The organism is Streptomyces sp. TLI_171 (genome assembly GCF_003610255.1).
Lineage (GTDB): Bacteria > Actinomycetota > Actinomycetes > Streptomycetales > Streptomycetaceae > Kitasatospora.
Genome location: NZ_RAPS01000001.1, coordinates 3,173,864 through 3,195,866 on the forward strand (window position 1 = coordinate 3,173,864; position 22,003 = coordinate 3,195,866).

Sequence of the window (22,003 nt, forward strand, 5' to 3'; positions counted from 1 at the left end):
GGGGGCGGACAGGTGGAGTTCACGGATCGGGTACGCGGATCGCTGCTCGGCGGGGCGCTGGGCGACGCACTGGGCTGGCCGGTGGAGTTCCTCCACCTGGAGGCGATCCGCCGCGACTTCGGCCCGTCCGGGCTGGCGGACCTGGCGGACGCCGGGCGCGGCGGGCAGGTCACCGACGACACGCAGATGACGCTGTTCACCGCGGAGGGCCTGCTGCGCGGCGGCCGCCCCGAGGACCTGCACGCGGCGTACCGGCGGTGGTTCCTCACCCAGCGCCTCCCCGGGCCGGGCCGGGACCCGGACGGCTGGCTGGCCGCGCAGGACTTCCTCTACGCCTCGCGCGCCCCGGGCGGCGCCTGCATGTCGGGCGTGGCCGTGGACTACCGGGCGGCCGCCCCATTCGGGCAGGAGGGCCCGGTGAACCCGCACTCCAAGGGCTGCGGGACGGTGATGCGCTCGGCGCCCTTCGGACTGCTCGGCCTGGGCCCGCAGGAGGCGTTCCGGCAGGCCGCGGTGGCCGCGCAGCTGACGCACGGTCACCCGACCGGCTACCTGGCGGCGGGCTCCTTCGCGGCGCTGGTGGAGCGGGTGGCGGCGGGTGCGCCGCTGCGGGCCGCGGTGGACGCGACGGTGCTGCAGGTGGAGGCGCAGCCGTCCGGCCGGGAGACGGCGCAGGCGCTGCGCCGGGCGGTGCGGGTGGCCGAGGAGGGGCCGGGCTCCGCGGAGGCGGTGGAGCGGGTCGGGCTGGGCTGGATCGCCGAGGAGTGCCTGGCGATCGCGGTGTACGCGGCGCTGGCGGGCGCGGACGCCCGGGAGGCGCTGGTGCTGTCGGTGAACCACTCGGGCGACAGCGACTCGACCGGCGCGGTGTGCGGCAACCTGGTGGGCGCGCTGTACGGCCTGGCGGGGCTGCCCGCGGACTGGTGCGCGCTGGTGGAGGGCCGGGAGGTGGTGCTCCGGGTGGCGGACGACCTGGTGGCCTTCGCGCGCGGCGACCGGGCCGCACTCGCCGACCGTTACCCGTCATCCGACGCGGCTGCGGGTCGCGCTTCCGGGCCGGGGGCGGAGCCGTGGCGCTGAGCCTCGAGAAGGTGACGGCGACCGCGCCGGGGCTGGTGAGCCTGTACAAGTCCGCGCGGGTCAGCCTGGCGAAGGTCGGGCTGCAGGACACCCGGGCCGCCGTCTACCTGGTGCTCGACCGGTCCGGCTCGATGCGACCGTACTACCGCTCCGGGACCGTCCAGCACTTCGCCGAGCAGGTACTGGCGCTCTCCGCACACCTGGACGACGACGGGCGGGTGCCGGTGGTGTTCTTCTCCACCGAGGTGGACGGCGTCGCCGAGATCTCGCTCGACGACCACCGGGACCGGATCGGTAGGTTGCACTCCTCCTACGGGCCCATGGGGCGGACCAACTACCACCTGGCGATGAAGGCCGTGATCCGGCACTACCAGCTCTCCGGCTCCACCGAACCGGCCCTGGTGGTGTTCCAGACCGACGGCGGGCCGAGCTCGCGTCCGGCGGCCCGGGACCTGCTCTGCCTGGCCGCCGAACTCCCCGTCTACTGGCAGTTCGTGGGCTTCGGCGACCCGGACGTCCAGGAGTTCGCCTTCCTGCACCGGCTCGACGAACTGCCCGTCCCTGCCCGGCGGCCGGTGGACAACGCCGGGTTCTTCGCGGCCGGCCGCGACCCTCGGTCCGTTGGCGACGCCGAGCTGTACGACCGCCTGCTGACCGGATTCCCCGAGTGGCTGGCAGCGGCCGGGGCGGCCGGAATCCTGGACGGTCGCTGACCGCCCTCCCTGCGCCGCGTCCGGCCGCCGCGGGGTGGTGTCCCGGTCAGTCCCAGAGGGCGCCGAAGGCGAGGAGTTCGTCGCGGTACTCGATCCGGTCGATCCAGTCCTGCGGCCAGGCGGCTTCGCCGTGCCGGGCACCGGCGAACGCACCGGCCAGACAGGCCAGCGAGTCGGAGTCGCCGGAGGAGACGGCGGCCCGGCGGACCGCCGCCTCCGGGTCGTCGGGAAGCAGCAGGAAGCAGAGCAGGGCGGTGGCGAAGGCCTCCTCGGCGACCCAGCCCTCGCCGGTGCGCTCGCACGGGTCGGCGTCGAGCTCGCGGGCGGCGAGCGCGGCGTCGAGCCGGTCCAGGGCGCGCAGGCTCTCGTCCCAGCCGCGGGCGATGAACTCCTCGGGGCTGCCGAAGTGGTCCCGCGAGGCGAGGTCGCCGAGCCAGAACTCGTCGTAGCGGGTGCGCTGTTCGTGGGCGTGGGCGCGCAGCCGGGTGGGCAGCTCGGCCGGGTCGACGCCCTGGGCGAGCCAGCGGACGGTGAACGCGGTGAGCTCGCTGGCGGCGAGCGCGGTGGGGTGGCCGTGGGTCAGGCCGGACTGCAGCTGGGAGGCGCCGGAGACCTGCCGGTCGGTCAGCTCGCGGACCAGGCCGAGCGGGGCGACCCGCATGTTGGCGCCGCAGCCCTTGGAGCCGATGTCGCTGGCGTCCTGCCAGGCGCGGCCGGTGGACAGCCGGAAGCAGGAGCGCAGGCAGGTCATGCCGGGGGCGCGGTTGTTGTCCGGAGAGCGCCACCACTCCACGAACTCCTCGCGCAGCGGGAGTTCGAGGCGCAGCGGCACCAGCGGGCCGTCCGCGAGGGCGTCGCGCAGGGCGCGGGCGAGCGCCAGGGTCATCTGGGTGTCGTCGGTGACCTGGGCCTTCTTCGGCAGCGGGAGCTGCCGCCAGTCGGCGTGCAGCAGTCCGATCTCCCGCAGGTTCAGGAACTCGGTCCGCTTGCCCAGCGCGTCGCCGATCGCCAGCCCCAGCATCGCTCCGGTCGCCCGCCCCATGACGCGTTCCCCTCTCAGATCTCGACCAGCAGTTCCTTCAGCCCCCGGATCACGTAGCCGGGGCGCCAGTCGGGCTCGCGCCGCAGCGTCAGCCCGGGGGCCTTGCGGAGCAGTGCGCCGTAGGACTCGGTGAGTTCGAGTCTGGCAAGCGGAGCGCCGAGACAGAAGTGAATTCCGGCGCCGAAGGTGATGTGCGGGTTGTCGGCCCGGGCGAGGTCCAGCCGGTCCGGGTCGGGGAAGCGTTCGGGGTCGCGGTTGGCGGAGCCGAACAGCAGCGCCACCTCGGCGCCGCGCGGGATGTGCACGCCGGCGACCTCGATGTCGTCCAGCACCCAGCGTTCGAACATCTGCAGCGGGGTGTCGTACCGCATCAGCTCCTCAATGGCGGTGGGCAGCAGGGCGTCCACCGCGCCGCGCAGCCGGGCGAGTTCGCCGGGGTTGCGCAGCAGCGCCCACCAGCCGTTGCCGGTGGTGTTGACGGTGGCCTCGTGGCCGGCGTTCAGCAGCAGCACGCAGGTGGAGACCGTCTCCTGCTCGCTGAGTACCTGCCCGTCCTCGGCGGCCAGGGCCAGCGCGCTGATCAGGTCGGGGCCCGGGGCGGCGCGCCGGCGGCGGATCAACTCCCGGAGGTAGTCCGAGAACTCGATGCTGGCGGTGACGGCGCGCCGGGCGGTCTGCTCGCTCGGGTTGAGTTCGAACATGCCGGTGATGTCGGCGGACCACGGGCGCAGCAGGTGCCGGTCCGACTCGGGGACGCCCAGCATCTCGGCGATCACCGCGACCGGGAGCGGCTCGGCGACCGTCGCGATCAGGTCGCCGCCGCCCTCCGCGAGCAGCCCGTCCACCAGGTCCTCGGCCAGCCGCCGCACGGTGGGCCGCAGCGACTCGACCATCCGCGGGGTGAACGCCTTGGACACCAGCCGCCGGATCCGGGTGTGGTCCGGCCCCTCCAGGTCGAGCAGCCCGTGGTCGTTGAGGATGTGGAACGCCTCGTGCGCCGGGTTCGGCGCGGGCCGCCCGAACTCCTCGTGGGTGAACCGGTGGGTGTAGGTGCGGCCCAGCCGGCGGTCCCGCAGCAGCGAGCTGACGTCCGCGTAGCGGGAGATCAGCCACTGGTCGGTCGGCGCGTAGTGGTGCACGGGCGCCTGCGCGCGCAGCGCGGCGTACGCCGGGTACGGGTGGGCCACGAACGCGGCGGACCACGGGTCGAAGGCGTCGATCGTCATGGACCGTCCTCCCTGCTCGTCGGGCCGCCCATGCTATGCGGCCCGACGGGCGGGGCGGCTCAGAGAGCGGCCAGGTCTCCGTCGACCAGGCGGCGCACCAGCTTCGGCAGCGCCTCGGAGATCGGCTCCCGGATCACCTCGGCGGCCTCACCGTCGTACGGGGTCCCCTCGCCGTTGACCACGATCAGCTTGGCGCCGTGCTCCACGGCGATCCGCGGCAGCAGCGCCGCGGGCCGCACCTGCAGCGAGGTGCCGACCGCGAGGAACACCTGGCACGCCTTGGCCACCGCGTCCGCCTGGTCGAGCACCCGCTCGTCCAGCGCCTCGCCGAACATCACCGTGCGGGGCCGCAGCACCGCGCCGCACTCCTTGCACGCCGGGTCGGCCTCGCCCGCCGCGACCCGCTCCAGCGCCGCCGCCATCGGGCCGACCACCCGGCACCGGACGCACTGCACCTCGGCCGCCGTGCCGTGCAGCTCGATCACCTTGCGGGCCGTCAGTCCGGCCGCCTGGTGCAGGCCGTCGACGTTCTGCGTCAGCACCCGCAGCGGCACCCCGGCCCGCTCCAGCTCCACCAGCGCGCGGTGCCCGGCGTTCGGCTTCGCGTCCAGCGCGCCGACGTCCCGCCGCATCAGCCAGGACCGGCGCCGCACCTCGGTGCTCGCCAGGTACGGGCCGATCGTCACCAGCTCCTGCGCGCTCGGGTCGCGCTGCCAGAGCCCTTGCGGGCCGCGGTAGTCGGGGATTCCCGAGTCCGTGGAGATCCCCGCCCCCGTCAACACCGCCACCAGCGGACGCTTCTCGCTCATGCCCCGGACGGTACGGCCTGCGGCCGCCGGCGACCACTGCTTATCACCGGCAGGAACGCCACCAGGTACAGGCCCGCGCCGACCGCCAGGAAGTCCAGCGAGGCGCCCATGGCCAGGGTGCCCAGCAGCACCAGCGCCGGGCTCCACCACGGCGCGAGGCGAAGGATCGTCAGCCGGACCAGCAGCGCGATCAGGCCGACGTACAGGAACATCGGGACGACCGTGTACACCAGCGGCAGCACCCCCGGCACCGCCTGCACCCGGTCGAACAGGTCGGACTTCTCGGCGGCGTCCCGCGCCACCGCACCGACGTACAGGTCGATCCCGGTCTGCGCCAGGCCCGCCGCGGTGCCCGCCCAGCCGACCGCCAGCCAGACCCGGCCCCACACCCCGCGCCGCCCTGCGCGCCGGCGCAGCTCGGCGAGCCCGATGCCCAGCAGCACCAGCGCCGCGAACAGCGCGAGGTGCCCGAGCATCCACCCCGCGCCCACGCCCCGCGAACCCGGCACCAGGCGCACCAGCCCGTACACCGCCAGCAGCCCCGCCGACCAGCCCAGCACCATCGTCCCAACCCCCTTGTGAGAGTGCCCTTCCCGACACCCCCAACCCTCCCGTGCCGGCCCGCGCCGCACCTCCCCCGCACCGGCGAATCCCGGGCCTCCCCCGTGCGACGGAGCCGCCGTTCACTCCCCGGCCGTCACCGCGCCCGCCTCGTAGGCGAAGACCACGGCGTGGACGCGGTCGCGCAGTCCCAGTTTCTGGAGGAGGTTGCTGACGTGGGTCTTGACGGTGTGTTCGCTGACCACCAGGGCCGCGGCGATCTCCGCGTTGGACATGCCGCGGGCGACCAGGCGGAGGGTCTCGAGTTCGCGGGCGGTCAGCGAGCCGAGCAGCCGGCCGAGCGGTCGGGAGACGGCGAGGGCGCCGCCGGCCTTGCGGGCGGTGACCTCGCCGATGACGCGGCGGGTGACGGAGGGGGCGAGCAGGGCCTCGCCGGAGGTGACCACCCGGACGGCGTGCGCGAGGTCGTCGCGGCGGACGTCCTTGAGCAGGAAGCCGCTGGCTCCGGCGTACAGCGCGTCGAAGACGTAGTCGTCCACGTCGAAGGTGGTCAGCATGATCACCTTGCAGTCGGGGAACTCCGCGCAGACCCGCCGAGCGGCTTCCAGGCCGTCCATGACGGGCATCCGGACGTCCAGCAGCAGGACGTCGGGGGTGTGGTCGCGGACGGCGTCGATCGCCTGCTGCCCGTCGCCGACCTCGGCGACGACCGCGATGTCGGGCTGGGCGTCGAGGATCATGCCGAAGCCGGCCCGGACCAGTTCCTGGTCGTCGGCGATCACTACTCGTATGGTCAACTCCGGTTCCTCTCTCAGGCGTTGAGCGGCAGGACGGCCGCCACCAGATATCCGGGCCCGTCGACCCGGGGCCCGGTCTCGGCGCTACCGCCGCAGGCTGCCGCGCGTTCGCGGATGGAGAGCAGGCCCCGTCCGCCCGAGCGTCCGTCGATGCCGGCGCCGACCGGGACGGGTGCGGGGCCGGCGCCGTCGTCCGCGACCTCGACGGCCAGCAGTCCGCCGTCCCGGACGGCCACCCGGACGGTGACGCGCCGGGCGCCCGCGTGCTTGACCACGTTGGTGAGGGCTTCCTGGACGATCCGGTAGGCGGCGGCCTGGACCTCGGCGGGCCCGGCCTCCTCGATGCGGGCGTCGACGGCCACCCCGGACTCCCGGACCCGGTCGAGCACGCCCGCGAGTTCGGCCAGCCGGGGCTGCGGGGCGAGTGCGGGCGCCGCGTCGTCCTGTTTCAGCACGCCGAGGACGCGCCGGAGCTGGACCATCGCGTCGCGCCCGGAGTCGGCGATGGCGTCGAACGCGCGGACCGCCCGGTCGGGGCTGCTGTGCACGACGAGCGGCCCGGCCTCCGCCTGGACGACCATCAGCGAGACCGCGTGGGCGAGGATGTCGTGCATCTCGCGGGCGATCCGGGCGCGCTCCTCGGCGACGGCGCGGGCGGCGTCGCTGGCGGCCGCCAGGCCGACCTGCCGGGCCCGTTCGGCCTCGACGCCGGCCAGCCGCCGCAACTCCCGGACCAGGGAGCCGAAGACGAAGCTGCCGACGGACACCACCAGGCTGAACAGCATGCCGCCGAACGAGCGGGTGCCGAGCACGTTGCCCAGCACGGCGACGGTCAGCAGCACGGCGCGCTGCCAGTCCCGGCCGCGGTCGGCGAGGGTGTAGATCCCGACCGCCATGGCGACCTGGACCTGCGGCATGGCGAAGTGCGCCAGCACCGACAGCGCCATGGTGGGCGCCGCGCAGGCCAGCATCACCGCCCAGGGGCAGCGGCGTCGCCACCACAGCGGCAGCGACCCGCCGAGCGCCAGCGCGTAGGCCCACCACTGCCGTTCGGCGTCGACCGGGTCGTTGTACACCCCCCAGAGCGAGATGCCGGCGGCCACCGCCACCAGCAGTCCGTCCACCACCCACGGCCGGGCCCTCCCCCAGGCCAGCAGGTGTTCCGTCCACTTCCCCATGTCGCGCATCCTCTCGCATCCTCGGCCGGCCGCCGCACGCCGGTCCCGCCGCGAACGCGAGGGGGCGCCCCCGACCGGGAGCGCCCCCTGAGCACGCGTCAGGACCTCACAGCAGCCGCTTGATCTCGCCCCGGGCCCGGTAGAACCCGCCGGACTCGGACTGGCGCACCTCGGCGACCAGGTAGCGCGCGCCGGCGATCCGGACGTCCTTCGGGAACTGCACCCGCATCGCGGAGTCGTAGCCGGGCGAGACCACCCGGACCCGCAGCCGGCCGCCCTCGGCGACGCACTCCACCTCGACGCCGGAGCCGGAGGTCACCGCGGCGACGCTGACGGTCTCCAGCTCGGCGCCGGCCGCCACCCGTTCGACGCCCGCGCCGGTCACCTCGGCGGTGGCGGGCAGGGTGCCCTGCTCGGCGGCCTGCACCGCGCCCTGGGAGGCGTCCAGGCAGGCCAGCGAGCCGTCGGTGGTGACCAGGTACAGCCGCCCGTCGCGGTACTGCATGCTGTACGCCGAGCCGCAGCCGGTGCCCAGCTTCCACAGCCGGGTGCCGTCGGCGGCGAAGCAGTAGACGGACGAGTGGTTGTCGCCCGCGAACACGAACTCCCCGTCCGGGGAGGCCGCGCAGGAGAACACCGCGGCGTCGCACTTGTAGGCGGCGGCCTCCGACCCGTCGGACTTGCGCAGCCGGTGCACCCAGCCCTGCGAGGTGCCGGCGAACACCTCCTCGCGCTCCTGCCAGCCGAACAGCACCTGGCCCTTGGTGGCGGTGTGCCAGAGCTGGTCGCCGCCGCGCCCGGCGTACCGCGCCACGCCCGCCGAGTAGCCGTGGTAGACGGACTCGGCGTCGCAGCGCACCATCCAGCCGGAGCGGCCGTCGGCCTGCCGCCGCCACTGGAACTCGTCCTCGTGGTCGACGGTGGTCAGGCCGCCGCGCTCGTCGGCGACGCCGAGCACGCCGTCGTGGATGTCCAGCCAGTAGATGTCGACGTCCTGGGCGATCTCGTACGCCACCCGCGGGACCTTGCCGCCGAGGTCGTACACCTTGCCGTCGTCGCAGCCCGCGTAGATCCACCAGTCGTCGGCGACGATGCACTTGACGCCGTCCGGCAGGCCGTAGCGGGCGGTCACCTCGCCGTCCCGGGTGAGGGTGTACACGTCGCCGCTCTCGTTGCCGACCCAGGCGTGCTCCTCGCCGACGTACACCCCGAAGGCGGGCGAGCCGGAGCGGAAGCGCCACAGCAGCGGGGCCTGGCGGGCGGTGGAGCGGGTCGAGGTGATCTGGCGGCGCGTCACCGACCGGCGCTGGCGCACCCCCTGGACCGCCGGGGCGTAGCCCTTGCGGACCTTCTCGCCGATCTTCTTGGCCGCCGCGGCGGCCGCCTTCTCGGCGCTCGGGTAGCTGGTGGTCTTCGCCGTGCCGGGCTCCCCGATCCGGCCGTAGCGGATCGTCAACTCCGCGTCCACGAGCCGGACTTCGTAGAACTTGTGGGCACTTCCCTGGTCCTCGGAGAGCTCCAGGTAGGTCACCTGCGGGTCCGCGGAAACGGTGGCAGACATGGCCGACGCCCCTTTCGGGCAAGACTTCGGGGGGTTGCCGGCGGGGCCCTCGCCACCTGCCGACACCCATCAATCTAGGCCCTGCCACCGACAGTTGGCGATCAGCCGGTGGTCACCTTCACGCCCCCGGTATGGGCCTTCGCGACCAGGCTGCGGGCCGCGCCGGCCTGCGTGGGGACGCTCACCTCGGTGCCGCCGGTCTCCGCGTGCGCGTCCACCGAGTAGCTCTCCCCGGCGGGCACCGTCAGCTCCACCCCGCCGGTCTCGGTGCGCAGTTCCGCCCTGGTCGGAGCGGCGGCGAACTGCGCCGACACCCCGCCGGTGGTGGCCTCCAGGGTGACGTCGGCGGCCCGCAGGCCCGTCCCCTCGACGCCTCCGGTGACGGTCTGCGCCCGGATGTCGCCCGCCATGCCGCGCAGCACGATGCCGCCGGTGGTCTCGGTCAGCCGGAGTTTCGTCCCGGCCGGGACCCGCACCTCGTAGCCGACGCCGCACTGCGAGCAGGAGTACGTCAGCTTCAGCACCCCGCCCTCCAGGGTGTGCGTGGGCTGCGGCTCCTCGTCCTTCCAGGTGCGCTTCTCGATCACCTGAGCCGGCCCGTCCGCGGCCCGCACCTCGATCCCGCCGACCTCGCCGTCCACCACCAACTCGGTGATCCGACCGGGCACTTCGTACGACACCGTCTTGCGCTGGTCGTCCCACGGGCCGCAGCCCACCGCCCCCACCAGCAGCAGTCCCAGGACCGCTGCCGCCCCCACCGTCCGCTTCACCGCGGGCCTCCTTCTCGACGTGTCCCCAGTCTCCCGCGGCCCCTGAATCGCCCGCCTCCCCCGCGGGAGTGGTTCGCCCGCCTCCTCCCCCAGGGGGATCCCCTAGGTGGAACGCCGCAGGGCGGCCACCCCGAGTGGGGTGACCGCCCTGCGGTTCGATCGGTGACCGATCAGCCGGTGTACGGGCCGTAGTCGTAGTCGTCCAGCGGGACGGCCTGACCGGAGCCCGCGCCGAACGGCGACAGGTCGTAGTCGTCGTAGCCGACGGCCGAGTACATCGCGGCCTTGGCCTCCTCGGTCGGCTCGACCCGGATGTTGCGGTAGCGGGGCAGACCCGTACCGGCCGGGATGAGCTTGCCGAGGATGACGTTCTCCTTGAGGCCCAGCAGCGGGTCCGACTTGGCGTGGATCGCCGCGTCGGTGAGCACCCGGGTCGTCTCCTGGAAGGAGGCGGCCGACAGCCAGGACTCGGTGGCCAGCGAGGCCTTGGTGATACCCATCAGCTGCGGACGGCCGGAGGCGGGGTGACCGCCCTCGGAGACCACGCGACGGTTCTCCTGCTCGAAGCGGCCGCGCTCGACCAGCTCGCCCGGCAGCAGCTCGGCGTCGCCCGACTCGATGATCGTCACGCGGCGGAGCATCTGCCGGATGATGATCTCGATGTGCTTGTCGTGGATCGACACACCCTGCGAGTTGTAGACCTTCTGGACCTCGGCCACCAGGTGGATCTGGACGGCACGCTGGCCCATGATCCGCAGCACGTCGTGCGGGTTGGTCGCGCCGACGGTCAGCTTCTGGCCGACCTCGACCGCCTCGCCCTCGCTGACCAGCAGCTTGACGCGCTTGGAGACCGGGTAGGCGATCTCGTCGGTGCCGTCGTCCGGCGTGACGACGACCTTGCGGGTCTTCTCGGTGTCCTCGATCCGGACCCGGCCCTGCGCCTCCGAGATCGGGGCCACACCCTTGGGGGTACGGGCCTCGAAGAGCTCGACGACACGGGGCAGACCCTGCGTGATGTCGTCACCGGCCACACCACCGGTGTGGAAGGTACGCATGGTCAGCTGGGTGCCGGGCTCACCGATGGACTGGGCGGCGATGATGCCGACCGCCTCACCGATGTCGACCAGCTTGCCGGTGGCCAGCGAGCGGCCGTAGCAGAAGGCACAGGTGCCGACCGCGGACTCGCAGGTCAGGATCGAGCGGACCTTGACCGAGCTCACGCCGTGCCGGATCAGCTCGTCCATCAGGACGTCGCCGAGGTCGGTGTTGGCGGTGGCGATCAGCTTGCCGTCGACGGTGATGTCCTCGGCGAGCATGCGGGCGTACACGCTGGTCTCGACGTCGTCGGCCTTGCGCAGCACACCGTCCGCACCGACCTGGCCGATCTCCAGCTTGAGGCCGCGCTCGGTGCCGCAGTCCTCCTCGCGGATGATCACGTCCTGCGAGACGTCCACCAGACGACGGGTCAGGTAACCCGAGTCGGCGGTGCGCAGCGCGGTGTCGGCCAGACCCTTACGGGCACCGTGGGTGGAGATGAAGTACTCCAGCACGGACAGGCCCTCACGGAACGAGGCCTTGATGGGACGCGCGATGGTCTCGTTCTTCGCGTTCGACACCAGACCACGCATACCGGCGATCTGACGCATCTGCATCATGTTTCCGCGCGCGCCCGAGTCGACCATCATGAAGATGGGGTTCGTCTTCGGGAAGTTCGCGGCCATCGCGTCGGCGACCTCGTTGGTCGCGCGGGTCCAGATGCCGATCAGCTCGGACTTGCGCTCGTTGTCGGTGATCAGACCGCGCTCGTACTGACGCTGGACCTTCTCCGCCTGCGCCTCGTAGCCCTCCAGGATGGCGGGCTTGCTCGGCGGGACGATGACGTCCGAGATCGAGACGGTGACACCTGAACGGGTCGACCAGTGGAAGCCGGCCGCCTTCAGGTTGTCGAGCGCCGCGGCGACGACGACCTTCGGGTAGCGCTCGGCGAGGTCGTTGACGATCGCCGAGAGCTGCTTCTTGCCGATCTCGTAGTCGACGAACGGGTAGTCCTCGGGCAGCAGCTCGTTGAAGAGCGCACGGCCCAGGGTGGTGGTGATCCGGAACGGCTCGCCCTCGTGCCAGGTCGGCTGCCCGTCCTCGTCCACCGGCGGGACCCAGCCGCGCGGCGGCACGGTGCCGGCCGCCATGCGCAGGTCGATCGGGGCCTGGACGTCCAGCTCGCGGGCGTCGAAGGCCATGATCGCCTCGGCGGTCGAGGAGAAGGAACGGCCCTTGCCCTTGACCTCCTCGCGGTCCGAGGTGAGGAAGAACAGGCCCAGCACCATGTCCTGGGTCGGCATGGTGACGGGGCGACCGTCGGCCGGCTTCAGGATGTTGTTCGAGGACAGCATCAGGATGCGGGCCTCGGCCTGCGCCTCCGCGGACAGCGGAAGGTGCACGGCCATCTGGTCGCCGTCGAAGTCCGCGTTGAACGCGGTGCAGACGAGCGGGTGGATCTGGATGGCCTTGCCCTCGACCAGCTGCGGCTCGAAGGCCTGGATGCCGAGGCGGTGCAGGGTGGGCGCACGGTTCAGCAGCACCGGGTGCTCGGCGATGACCTCTTCGAGGACGTCCCACACCACGGGGCGGGCGCGCTCGACCATGCGCTTGGCCGACTTGATGTTCTGCGCGTGGTTCAGGTCGACCAGGCGCTTCATCACGAACGGCTTGAAGAGCTCCAGCGCCATGGCCTTCGGCAGACCGCACTGGTGCAGCTTGAGCTGCGGGCCGACGACGATGACCGAACGGGCCGAGTAGTCGACTCGCTTGCCGAGCAGGTTCTGACGGAACCGACCCTGCTTGCCCTTGAGCATGTCGGACAGCGACTTCAGCGGGCGGTTGCCCGGGCCGGTGACCGGACGGCCGCGACGGCCGTTGTCGAACAGGGCGTCGACCGCCTCCTGCAGCATGCGCTTCTCGTTGTTCACGATGATCTCGGGCGCGCCGAGGTCGAGAAGCCGCTTCAGGCGGTTGTTGCGGTTGATGACGCGGCGGTACAGGTCGTTCAGGTCCGAGGTGGCGAAGCGGCCACCGTCGAGCTGGACCATCGGACGCAGGTCCGGCGGGATCACCGGGACGCAGTCGAGCACCATGCCCTTGGGCTTGTTGCTGGTCTGCAGGAAAGCGGAGACGACCTTGAGGCGCTTGAGCGCACGGGTCTTCTTCTGGCCCTTGCCGGTGCGGATGATCTCGCGGAGGCGCTCGGCCTCCTCGCCCAGGTCGAAGGACTCCAGGCGGTCCTTGAGGGCCGCCGCGCCCATCGAGCCGGAGAAGTAGGTGCCGAAGCGGTCGCGCAGCTCGCGGTAGAGCAGCTCGTCGCCCTCCAGGTCCTGGACCTTGAGGTTCTTGAAGCGCGCCCACACCTCGTCCAGGCGGTCGATCTCGCGCTGGGTGCGGTCGCGGAGCTGCTTCATCTCGCGCTCGGCGCCCTCGCGCACCTTGCGGCGCACGTCCGCCTTGGCGCCCTCGGCCTCGAGCTCGGCCAGGTCGGACTCGGCCTTCTTGGCCCGGGCCTCCAGGTCGGCGTCGCGGCGGTTCTCGATCTGCTGGCGCTCGACCGAGACGTGCGCCTCCAGCGAGGGGAGGTCGCGCTGACGGCGCTCGTCGTCCACCCAGGTGATCATGTAGGCGGCGAAGTAGATGACCTTCTCGAGGTCCTTCGGCGCCAGGTCCAGCAGGTAGCCGAGACGCGACGGCACACCCTTGAAGTACCAGATGTGGGTGACGGGGGCGGCCAGCTCGATGTGGCCCATCCGCTCACGGCGCACCTTGGCGCGAGTGACCTCGACGCCGCAGCGCTCGCAGATGATGCCCTTGAAGCGGACGCGCTTGTACTTACCGCAGTAGCACTCCCAGTCCCGGGTGGGGCCGAAGATCTTCTCGCAGAAGAGGCCGTCCTTCTCGGGCTTCAGGGTGCGGTAGTTGATGGTCTCCGGCTTCTTGACCTCGCCGTGCGACCACTGGCGGATGTCGTCGGCGGTGGCCAGGCCGATGCGGAGCTCGTCGAAGAAGTTGACGTCAAGCACTGGTCGTCAAGCCCTCTTTCGTGATTCGAGAGTCTGTCTGTTGGTCTGAGGGGGGCCTGGGGGCGGGCCGGCTGCCTGATCAGGGGCAGCCGGCCCCACCTCCGTCAGACCTCTTCGACGCTGCTCGGCTCGCGCCGGGACAGGTCAATGCCGAGCTCCTCGGCGGCGCGGAACACGTCCTCGTCGGAGTCCCGCATCTCGATGGACTGGCCGTCCGAGGACAGCACCTCCACGTTGAGGCAGAGCGACTGCATTTCCTTGATGAGGACCTTGAAGGACTCGGGAATGCCGGGCTCGGGGATGTTCTCGCCCTTGACGATGGCCTCGTAGACCTTCACACGGCCGAGGACGTCGTCGGACTTGATGGTGAGCAGCTCCTGCAGCGCGTACGCGGCGCCGTATGCCTCAAGGGCCCACACCTCCATCTCACCGAAGCGCTGACCACCGAACTGCGCCTTACCACCGAGCGGCTGCTGGGTGATCATCGAGTACGGGCCGGTCGAACGGGCGTGCAGCTTGTCGTCGACCAGGTGGTGCAGCTTGAGGATGTACATGTAGCCGACCGAGACCGGCATCGGGAACGGCTCGCCGGAGCGGCCGTCGAACAGCCGGGCCTTGCCGGTGGAGTTCACCAGGCGCTCACCGTCACGGGTGAGGGTGGTGTTGTCCAGCAGGCCGGTGATCTCGTCCTCGCGGGCGCCGTCGAAGACGGGGGTGGCGAGGTTGGTGCCGCCCTCGACCGTGTCGGCGCCGATCGCCTGGAGACGCTGGGCCCACTCGTCGGCGAGGCCGGAGACGTCCCAGCCCTGCATGGCGAGCCAGCCGAGGTGGATCTCCAGGACCTGTCCCGGGTTCATTCGGGACGGGACGCCCAGCGGGTTCAGGATGATGTCGACCGGGGTGCCGTCCTCCAGGAACGGCATGTCCTCGACCGGCAGGATCTTGGAGATGACACCCTTGTTGCCGTGACGGCCGGCCAGCTTGTCACCGTTGGTGATCTTGCGCTTCTGGGCGACGTAGACGCGGACCAGCTGGTTCACGCCCGGGGGAAGCTCGTCCCCCTCCTCGCGGTCGAAGACGCGGACGCCGATGACCTTGCCGGACTCGCCGTGCGGCACCTTCAGCGAGGTGTCGCGGACCTCACGGGCCTTCTCGCCGAAGATCGCGCGGAGCAGGCGCTCCTCCGGGGTCAGCTCGGTCTCGCCCTTCGGGGTGACCTTGCCGACCAGGATGTCGCCGGTGACGACGTCCGCACCGATCCGGATGATGCCGCGCTCGTCGAGGTCGGCGAGGACCTCCTCGGAGACGTTCGGGATGTCCCGGGTGATCTCCTCGGGGCCCAGCTTGGTGTCACGGGCGTCGACCTCGTGCTCCTCGATGTGGATCGAGGAGAGGACGTCGTCCTGCACGAGGCGCTGCGACAGGATGATCGCGTCCTCGTAGTTGTGGCCCTCCCAGGACATGAACGCCACCAGGAGGTTCTTGCCGAGGGCCATCTCGCCCTCGTCGGTGCACGGGCCGTCGGCCAGCACCTGGCCGGCCTCGACCCGGGCGCCCTCGTCCACGAGCACCTTCTGGTTGAAGGCGGTGCCCTGGTTGGAGCGGGTGAACTTGGCGGCGCGGTAGGTGTTGTACGTGCCGTCGTCGTTGGCCACGGTGACGTAGTCGGCCGAGACCTCCTGCACCACACCGGCCTTGTCGGCGGTGATCACGTCCGCGGCGTCGACGGCGCAGCGGTACTCCATGCCGGTGCCGACCAGCGGCGCCTCGCTGCGGAGCAGCGGGACGGCCTGGCGCATCATGTTCGAGCCCATCAGCGCGCGGTTGGCGTCGTCGTGCTCGAGGAACGGGATCATGGCGGTCGCGACCGACACCATCTGGCGCGGCGAGACGTCCATGTAGTCGATCTCGGTGCCGGGGATGTAGTCGATCTCGCCGCCGCGGCGGCGGACCAGGACACGCGGCTCGGCGAAGGTCAGCTCCGCGGTGAGCGGGGCGTTGGCCTGCGCGATGACGTACCGGTCCTCCTCGTCGGCGGTCAGGTAGTCCACCGACTCGGTGACCACACCGTCGACGACCTTGCGGTACGGGGTCTCGATGAAGCCGAACGCGTTGACCCGGCCGTACGAGGCCAGCGAGCCGATCAGACCGATGTTCGGGCCTTCGGGGGTCTCGATCGGACACATGCGGCCGTAGTGCGAGGGGTGCACGTCACGGACCTCGAAGCCGGCCCGCTCGCGGGACAGACCACCGGGGCCGAGCGCGGACAGACGGCGCTTGTGGGTCAGGCCCGACAGCGGGTTCGTCTGGTCCATGAACTGCGACAGCTGGCTGGTGCCGAAGAACTCCTTGATGGAGGCGACGACCGGCCGGATGTTGATCAGGGTCTGCGGCGTGATCGCCTCGACGTCCTGGGTGGTCATGCGCTCGCGGACCACCCGCTCCATGCGGGCGAGGCCGGTGCGGACCTGGTTCTGGATCAGCTCGCCGACGTTGCGCAGGCGGCGGTTGCCGAAGTGGTCGATGTCGTCGACCTCGATGACGATGTCGCGGCCCTCGTCATCGCGCCACTCGGTCTCGCCGGCGTGCAGCTTCACCAGGTACTTGATGGTGTTGATGATGTCCGGCTCGGTGAGCACGCCGGAGTCCAGGGACTCGGCGTTGCCCAGCTTCCGGTTCACCTTGTAGCGGCCGACCTTGGCGAGGTCGTAGCGCTTCGGGTTGAAGTACAGGTTCTCCAGCAGCGTCTGCGCGGCCTCGCGGGTCGGCGGCTCGCCCGGGCGCAGCTTGCGGTAGATGTCGAGCAGCGCGTCGTCCTGGCCCTGGGTGTGGTCCTTCTCCAGGGTGGCGCGCATCGACTCGTACTCGCCGAACTCCTCGAGAATCATCTCGGTGGTCCAGCCGAGCGCCTTCAGCAGCACGGTGACCGACTGCTTGCGCTTGCGGTCGATGCGGACACCGACCATGTCGCGCTTGTCGATCTCCATCTCCAGCCAGGCGCCGCGGGAGGGGATGATCTTGGCGGAGTAGATGTCCTTGTCGGACACCTTGTCCAGGGTGGAGTCGAAGTAGACGCCCGGGGAGCGCACCAGCTGGGACACGACGACACGCTCGGTGCCGTTGATGATGAAGGTGCCCTTGTTGGTCATGAGCGGGAAGTCGCCCATGAACACGGTCTGGGACTTGATCTCACCGGTCTCGTTGTTGGTGAACTCCGCGGTGACGAAGAGCGGGGCCGCGAAGGTGAAGTCACGGTCCTTGCACTCGTCGATGGAGTTCTTCGGCGGCTCGAAACGGTGGTCCCGGAAGGTCAGGGACATCGACCCGCTGAAGTCCTCGATCGGGGAGATCTCTTCGAAGATCTCCTCCAGACCGGACTTCGTGGGGACGTCCTGACCACTCTCCAGGGCAGCCTCGACCCGGGACTTCCAGGCCGCGTTCCCGAGCAGCCAGTCAAAGCTCTCGGTCTGCAGGGCCAGGAGGTTCGGGACCTCGAGGGGCTCCTTGATCTTCGCGAACGAGACGCGGAGCGGGGCGGTGGATGCGGAATTGTTCGAGGCGTTGCGCGGCGCGGCCAAGAGGGGGGTCCTTCCGAGGGCTCGGAGCTCACTACGCGCATACCGTCCGGGCCTTGGCCGAGGCGTAACCCCAGGTCAGGACAGGGGTCGCTCCGGGCGACGAGTCACGGAGCGACTAATAGGCAGCGCAAAGGGACAGTGTAGCCAATGGCGACACTGCTAGCAAGCCCTGATTCGGAGACCGAATCGGACGCTCCTCCCGTACATCCGACAACCCGGGCAGTGATCCCTCACCGGCCGGGCCGTCACACCTCGTCTGCGTCACCGGGAACCTTCCCAGTGCCGGCCCCGAATATGCATCGGAGACGGTTCCGCTTGGGGCACGCGCCTAGAGAATCGCGCGCCTCGTGCTGCTCGTCAAGGCCCGCACCAGGGTGTGGACCTCGTACTGCCCATCGTCCGGGACGCCCCGCGCGTTACACGCTGCCTGCGCCAGGGGGCCCGACGATTGCGATCACCCTACCCCCGGGGGCCGACAAGCTCCGAGCGCGCCTTGGGCCATCGGAGGGCATCCGGCGCCCTTCGGGAGACCGCCGGAAACGCAAGCAGGCCGGGCCGGCCACCCCGAAGGGTGGCCGGCCCGGCCGGAAGAGCACCTCTCAGAGAGAGGAGAAAGTCACTTGACGGTGACCTTGGCGCCAGCGCCCTCGAGCTGAGCCTTCGCCTTCTCGGCGACGTCCTTGGCGACCTTCTCGAGAACCTTCGCACCGGCGGTGTCGACGAGGTCCTTGGCCTCCTTCAGGCCGAGGGAGGTGAGGGCGCGCACCTCCTTGATGACCTGGATCTTCTTGTCGCCGGCGCCGTCGAGGATGACGTCGAACTCGTCCTGCTCCTCAACGGCCTCGGCCACGGCGCCCGGACCGGCAACGCCGGCAACGGCGACCGGGGCGGCGGCGGTGACGTCGAACTTGTCCTCGAACGCCTTCACGAACTCGGAGAGCTCGATCAGGGTCATGCCCTCGAACTGCTCGAGCAGGTCCTCGGTGCTGAGCTTCGCCATGATTGGCGTCCTTCCACTAAATCGGCAGGTGCCGGATGTACGGATTGGCGGGCGTACTTGCGGGCCCGCTGGGACGGGAGTGGTTACTCCGCGTCCTCGGCGGGAGCCGGAGTACCGGCACCGCCCTGCTCGACCTTCTCGCGCAGCGCTTCCACGGTGCGAACGAGCTTGGACGGGAGCGCCTGGAAGACCGCGGCAGCCTGGGAGGGCTTGGCCTTCATCGCACCCGCCAGCTTGGCGAGCAGCACCTCGCGGGACTCGAGGTCCGCGAGCTTCTTGATCTCATCGGCGGTCAGCGCCTTACCGTCAAGGACACCGCCCTTGATGATGAGAGCAGGGTTCTCCTTGGCGAAGTCACGCAGAGCCTTCGCCGACTCCACCGGGTCACCGGTGACGAAGGCGACAGCCGTCGGACCGGCGAACAGGTCGTCCAGCTCGGAGATCCCGGCCTCATTGGCCGCGATCTTGGTCAGCGTGTTCTTCACCACGGCGTAATCGGCGTTGCCGGTGAGCGAGCGACGCAGCGTCTTCAGCTGCTTCACCGTGAGACCGCGGTACTCGGTCAGAACGGCGGCGCTGGAGGCACGGAACTTGTCCGTGATCTCGGCGACGTCGGCAGCCTTGTCGGGCCTGGCCATAGGCTTACGCCTCCTTCCGTGATGTCGAAGTCGGGCCGACCTTCGAGAAGTCGACCATCCATCGCCGCGGACCCCGGAAGCGAGAAAAAGCCCCGGCGCGCAGGCGCACGGGGCTTGCAACGACCTCGACGAACCGAAAGGGCCCGGAGATCTTCACTGCTCCATAACCTGCGCGGGCGATTCGCAATGAGTTGCGAATCCTTCGGCACCGTCCTCCCTCTCGGGGCACGGCGACAACCAGCGGTCTTTGGCTCGGCCAGCCTAACGGGACCGGTCCGGTTTGACCAAATCGCGCTACGGGAAAGCCGGCGGGCTCGCGTCGCCGCCCTCCGCGGTGTCGGCCTCGGCCGGGGCCTGGACGGAGAGCGAGGAGCTGCCGAACTCGCTGTAGGTCACGGTGTCCACCTCGGCGGCGGCCCGGCGCAGCTGGACCAGCTGGTCGCGGTCGTTGAGCCACAGGTCGAGCACCACGTCGCCGGGGCCGAGCGCGGTCTCCAGGGCCTGCCGGCGCTGCTGGTCGAGCTGGGTCTGCGCGGCGGCGTACTGCCCGGCGGTCAGGGTGACCCGGTAGTGCTCGACGGTGGTGTCGATCAGCTTCTCCTCGCCGATCAGCTCCGGCTCCCGGACGGCGGCCGCGGCGGCGACCGCGACCACCGGGTTGAGCCGGTCGATCAGGGCCGAGTACGGGATCCGGCCGCCGGAGAACTTCTGCCAGTGCGGGCCGCCCAGCCGGAGCGCGGTCGCCGGGTCGCCGCCCAGGTAGGCGGAGGTGTCCAGCACCATCAGCTGCCGGCTGTCCGAGTCGGGCTGGTACTTCAGCACCGTCTTGGGCGCCCAGAACAGCGCGCCCTTGCCCCGGTCGTCGCCCAGCACGGCCCGGAACTCGGCGCGCCGGGCGTCGTGCAGCACCAGCTGCGCGGAGAGCAGCACCCCGTGCGGGGAGCGGTCGGTGGGGCTCGGCTGCGCGGTGGACGGGGAGGGGCTGGCGGAGGAGGGCTGCTGGTCGGGCCGGGGCGCGGAGCCGGTGCAGCCGGTGGCCGCGGTGCTCAGCAGGGCGGCCGCCAGCAGGGCCGCGGCCCAGCGCGCCGGTGCCGCCATCGGTCCCTCCTCCTGCCGTGCTCCTCGTCCGCTCCCCACCATGCCATGCGGCCTGCGCGATCCCGGGGGTCGCCCCCGGGATCGCGCAGGCCGGGGCGACTCCTACTGCTTCAGCAGGTCGTCGAGCGAGAAGACGTCGGAAGCGGCCGGCGCCTGGGTGGGCTTGACGGTGCCGAGCTTGCTGTAGGTGACGACACCCGGCTTCGCGCCCGGCTTGCTCGACATGTCGGTGCTGGACTGCTGAACCAGCTCGCCCTTGGCGTTGATCCACAGGTCGACGGTGGAGGTGGAGCCGTTCTTCTTGAGCTCGGCCAGCACCTGGGCCTTCAGGTCGGCGGACAGCTGCATCTTGGCGACCATGTCGTCGACCTTGATCTCGCTGCGGTAGTGCGTGGCGCTCTGCCCGGCCACCGTCTCGGTGCCGACCAGCGTCGCGGCGGGCGCGGCGGCGAGCAGCTGCACGGACGGGTTCATCACCTGCATCATCGCCGCGATGCCGCCCACGTCGCCGCCCGCACCGGTGGCCGCGGTCGCCTTGGGGTCGAGCTTCATCCACTTCTTGCCGCCGGCCACGGAGGCCATGTCCGGGGTGACGCCGATGTACATCACGTCACCGAGGAACAGGACCTTGGCCTCCTGGCCGTCGGTCTTGGCGTTCATCAGGAAGGACTCCGGGGCCTTCCAGACGTAGTCGGCGGTGCCCTCGGTGTCGTCGCCGCTCAGGGTCAGCTGGGCGCTGCCGACCTTGTCCATCACCGCGGCGGAGGCCAGCAGGGCCTCCTTCGGGGCGAGCTTCGAGCCCTTGCCCGCACCGTCGGCCGCCGGGGCGGAGGCGCTCTGCGAGGCGCCGGCGCTGCTGCCGCTGCCGGTGCCGGTCTTGGCGTCGGTGGAGCCACCGGAGCTGCTGCAGGCGGTCAGGACGCCGGCGGCCAGGCAGGCCACGGCGAGGGTACGCAGAGCGCGCACGAGGGTCCCCCTCTAATCGGATTCTCAGGAAAGGCGTTCGGACTCTATCGGACCGCTCCGACCCCCGCGCAAACCGTTTGGGAACGCCGCTGGGCCCGCACCCCGGTCGGGGTGCGGGCCCAGCGTGCTTGACCGTGTGGAGAACTGACTCAGGGTCAGACCGCCGCCGGGTCCTCCTCGACGAGGAGGTTGCGGGTGCGGTTCGGGTCCACCTGGATGCCGGGGCCGATGGTGGTGGAGAAGGCGACCTTCTTCAGGTAACGGCCCTTGGCGGCGGCCGGCTTGGCCCGGAGGACCTCGTCCAGCGCGGCGCCGTAGTTCTCGATCAGCTGCTCATCGGTGAACGAGGTCTTGCCGATGATCAGGTGCAGGTTCGAGTGCTTGTCGACGCGGAACTCGATCTTGCCGCCCTTGATGTCGTTGACGGCCTTGGCGACGTCCGGGGTCACGGTGCCGGTCTTCGGGTTCGGCATCAGACCACGGGGACCGAGCACGCGGCCCAGGCGGCCGACCTTGCCCATCAGGTCCGGGGTGGCGACGACGGCGTCGAAGTCCAGACGACCCTTGGCGACCTCGTCGATCAGCTCGTCGGAGCCGACGATGTCGGCGCCCGCGGCACGCGCAGCCTCGGCACGCTCACCGTTCGCGAAGACCAGGACCCGAGCGGTCTTACCGGTGCCGTGCGGGAGGATGACGGTGCTGCGGACCATCTGGTCGGCCTTGCGCGGGTCGACGCCCAGACGCATGGCGACCTCGACGGTGCCGTCGAACTTGCTGGTGGAGGTCGCCTTGGCGAGGCGGACGGCCTCGAGGGGGCGTAGATCCGGGCGCGGTCGACCTTGGCGTCCGCGGCCTTGAGGGCCTTGCTGCGCTTCACTGCTGCTCCTGGTGACTATTGGAGTTCGTGGTAATCGCGGGCCGC

16 protein-coding genes and 1 pseudogene are annotated in these 22,003 nt (G+C 71.0%); 2 read left to right on the plus strand and 15 right to left on the minus strand.

Translation table 11 applies throughout. The annotated features are described in order from the left end of the window. Positions 1–12: 12 nt before the first annotated feature. Together BX266_RS14390 and BX266_RS14395 are read left to right on the plus strand one after the other, a co-directional pair. Positions 13–1,080: an ADP-ribosylglycohydrolase family protein gene (locus BX266_RS14390; protein ID WP_099899941.1), complete on the plus strand. Its 1,068-nt coding sequence runs from the start codon at positions 13–15 to the stop codon at positions 1,078–1,080. After that, a complete protein-coding gene (locus BX266_RS14395; protein WP_099899943.1) occupies positions 1,071–1,793 on the plus strand; it encodes a VWA domain-containing protein in 723 nt (240 codons plus the stop codon). Before BX266_RS14390 ends, BX266_RS14395 begins: the two co-directional genes overlap by 10 nt. Positions 1,794–1,839: 46 nt before the next feature. On the opposite strand, the gene BX266_RS14400 is transcribed toward BX266_RS14395, so the two are convergent. The 15 genes and pseudogenes from BX266_RS14400 to rplA all read right to left on the minus strand — a co-directional run bounded on the left by BX266_RS14400 (position 1,840) and on the right by rplA (position 21,958). Then, the gene (locus BX266_RS14400; RefSeq protein WP_099899945.1) at positions 1,840–2,835 is read right to left on the minus strand and encodes an ADP-ribosylglycohydrolase family protein; all 996 of its coding nucleotides are present in this window, start codon (positions 2,833–2,835) and stop codon (positions 1,840–1,842) included. A 14-nt stretch (positions 2,836–2,849) separates the two neighbouring features. Further along, the gene (locus tag BX266_RS14405) at positions 2,850–4,061 is read right to left on the minus strand and encodes a cytochrome P450 (RefSeq protein WP_099899947.1); all 1,212 of its coding nucleotides are present in this window, start codon (positions 4,059–4,061) and stop codon (positions 2,850–2,852) included. Positions 4,062–4,120: 59 nt separating this feature from the next. Then, entirely contained in the window at positions 4,121–4,870 is a 750-nt protein-coding gene (locus BX266_RS14410; protein WP_099899949.1) for a Sir2 family NAD-dependent protein deacetylase, read from the minus strand. Next, the gene (locus tag BX266_RS14415) at positions 4,867–5,433 is read right to left on the minus strand and encodes a hypothetical protein (protein WP_099899951.1); all 567 of its coding nucleotides are present in this window, start codon (positions 5,431–5,433) and stop codon (positions 4,867–4,869) included. The genes BX266_RS14410 and BX266_RS14415 overlap by 4 nt, the downstream gene beginning before the upstream one ends. Positions 5,434–5,553: 120 nt before the next feature. Next, positions 5,554–6,228, minus strand: a complete 675-nt coding sequence (locus BX266_RS14420; RefSeq protein ID WP_099899953.1) for a response regulator transcription factor — start codon at positions 6,226–6,228, stop codon at positions 5,554–5,556. A 14-nt stretch (positions 6,229–6,242) separates the two neighbouring features. Continuing rightward, positions 6,243–7,406 carry a sensor histidine kinase gene (locus tag BX266_RS14425; protein ID WP_259464699.1) on the minus strand — a complete coding sequence of 388 codons (1,164 nt, stop codon included), beginning with the start codon at positions 7,404–7,406 and terminating at the stop codon, positions 6,243–6,245. 106 nt (positions 7,407–7,512) lie between these two features. Beyond that, positions 7,513–8,967, minus strand: a complete 1,455-nt coding sequence (locus tag BX266_RS14430) for a WGR domain-containing protein (protein ID WP_099899957.1) — start codon at positions 8,965–8,967, stop codon at positions 7,513–7,515. Between the two features lie 101 nt (positions 8,968–9,068). Continuing rightward, the gene (locus tag BX266_RS14435) at positions 9,069–9,737 is read right to left on the minus strand and encodes a hypothetical protein (RefSeq protein WP_099899959.1); all 669 of its coding nucleotides are present in this window, start codon (positions 9,735–9,737) and stop codon (positions 9,069–9,071) included. A 170-nt stretch (positions 9,738–9,907) separates the two neighbouring features. Then, positions 9,908–13,801 carry a DNA-directed RNA polymerase subunit beta' gene (locus tag BX266_RS14440; protein WP_099899961.1) on the minus strand — a complete coding sequence of 1,298 codons (3,894 nt, stop codon included), beginning with the start codon at positions 13,799–13,801 and terminating at the stop codon, positions 9,908–9,910. A gap of 104 nt (positions 13,802–13,905) precedes the next feature. Further along, positions 13,906–17,379 carry a DNA-directed RNA polymerase subunit beta gene (rpoB, locus tag BX266_RS14445; RefSeq protein ID WP_099899963.1) on the minus strand — a complete coding sequence of 1,158 codons (3,474 nt, stop codon included), beginning with the start codon at positions 17,377–17,379 and terminating at the stop codon, positions 13,906–13,908. A 616-nt stretch (positions 17,380–17,995) separates the two neighbouring features. Beyond that, positions 17,996–18,379, minus strand: coding sequence for a 50S ribosomal protein L7/L12 (gene rplL, locus BX266_RS14450; protein ID WP_030457450.1), 384 nt, complete (start codon positions 18,377–18,379; stop codon positions 17,996–17,998). 83 nt (positions 18,380–18,462) lie between these two features. After that, positions 18,463–19,017, minus strand: a complete 555-nt coding sequence (gene rplJ, locus BX266_RS14455) for a 50S ribosomal protein L10 (RefSeq protein ID WP_099899965.1) — start codon at positions 19,015–19,017, stop codon at positions 18,463–18,465. 294 nt (positions 19,018–19,311) lie between these two features. Next, complete coding sequence (locus BX266_RS38600) at positions 19,312–20,115, minus strand: hypothetical protein (RefSeq protein ID WP_180290490.1); 804 nt, start codon at positions 20,113–20,115, stop codon at positions 19,312–19,314. A 102-nt stretch (positions 20,116–20,217) separates the two neighbouring features. Further along, positions 20,218–21,081 (minus strand): hypothetical protein, encoded by an 864-nt coding sequence (locus tag BX266_RS14465; protein ID WP_143686928.1) that lies wholly within the window; start codon positions 21,079–21,081, stop codon positions 20,218–20,220. 155 nt (positions 21,082–21,236) lie between these two features. Continuing rightward, positions 21,237–21,958, minus strand: a pseudogene (gene rplA / locus BX266_RS14470) (50S ribosomal protein L1). Positions 21,959–22,003 lie beyond the last annotated feature (45 nt).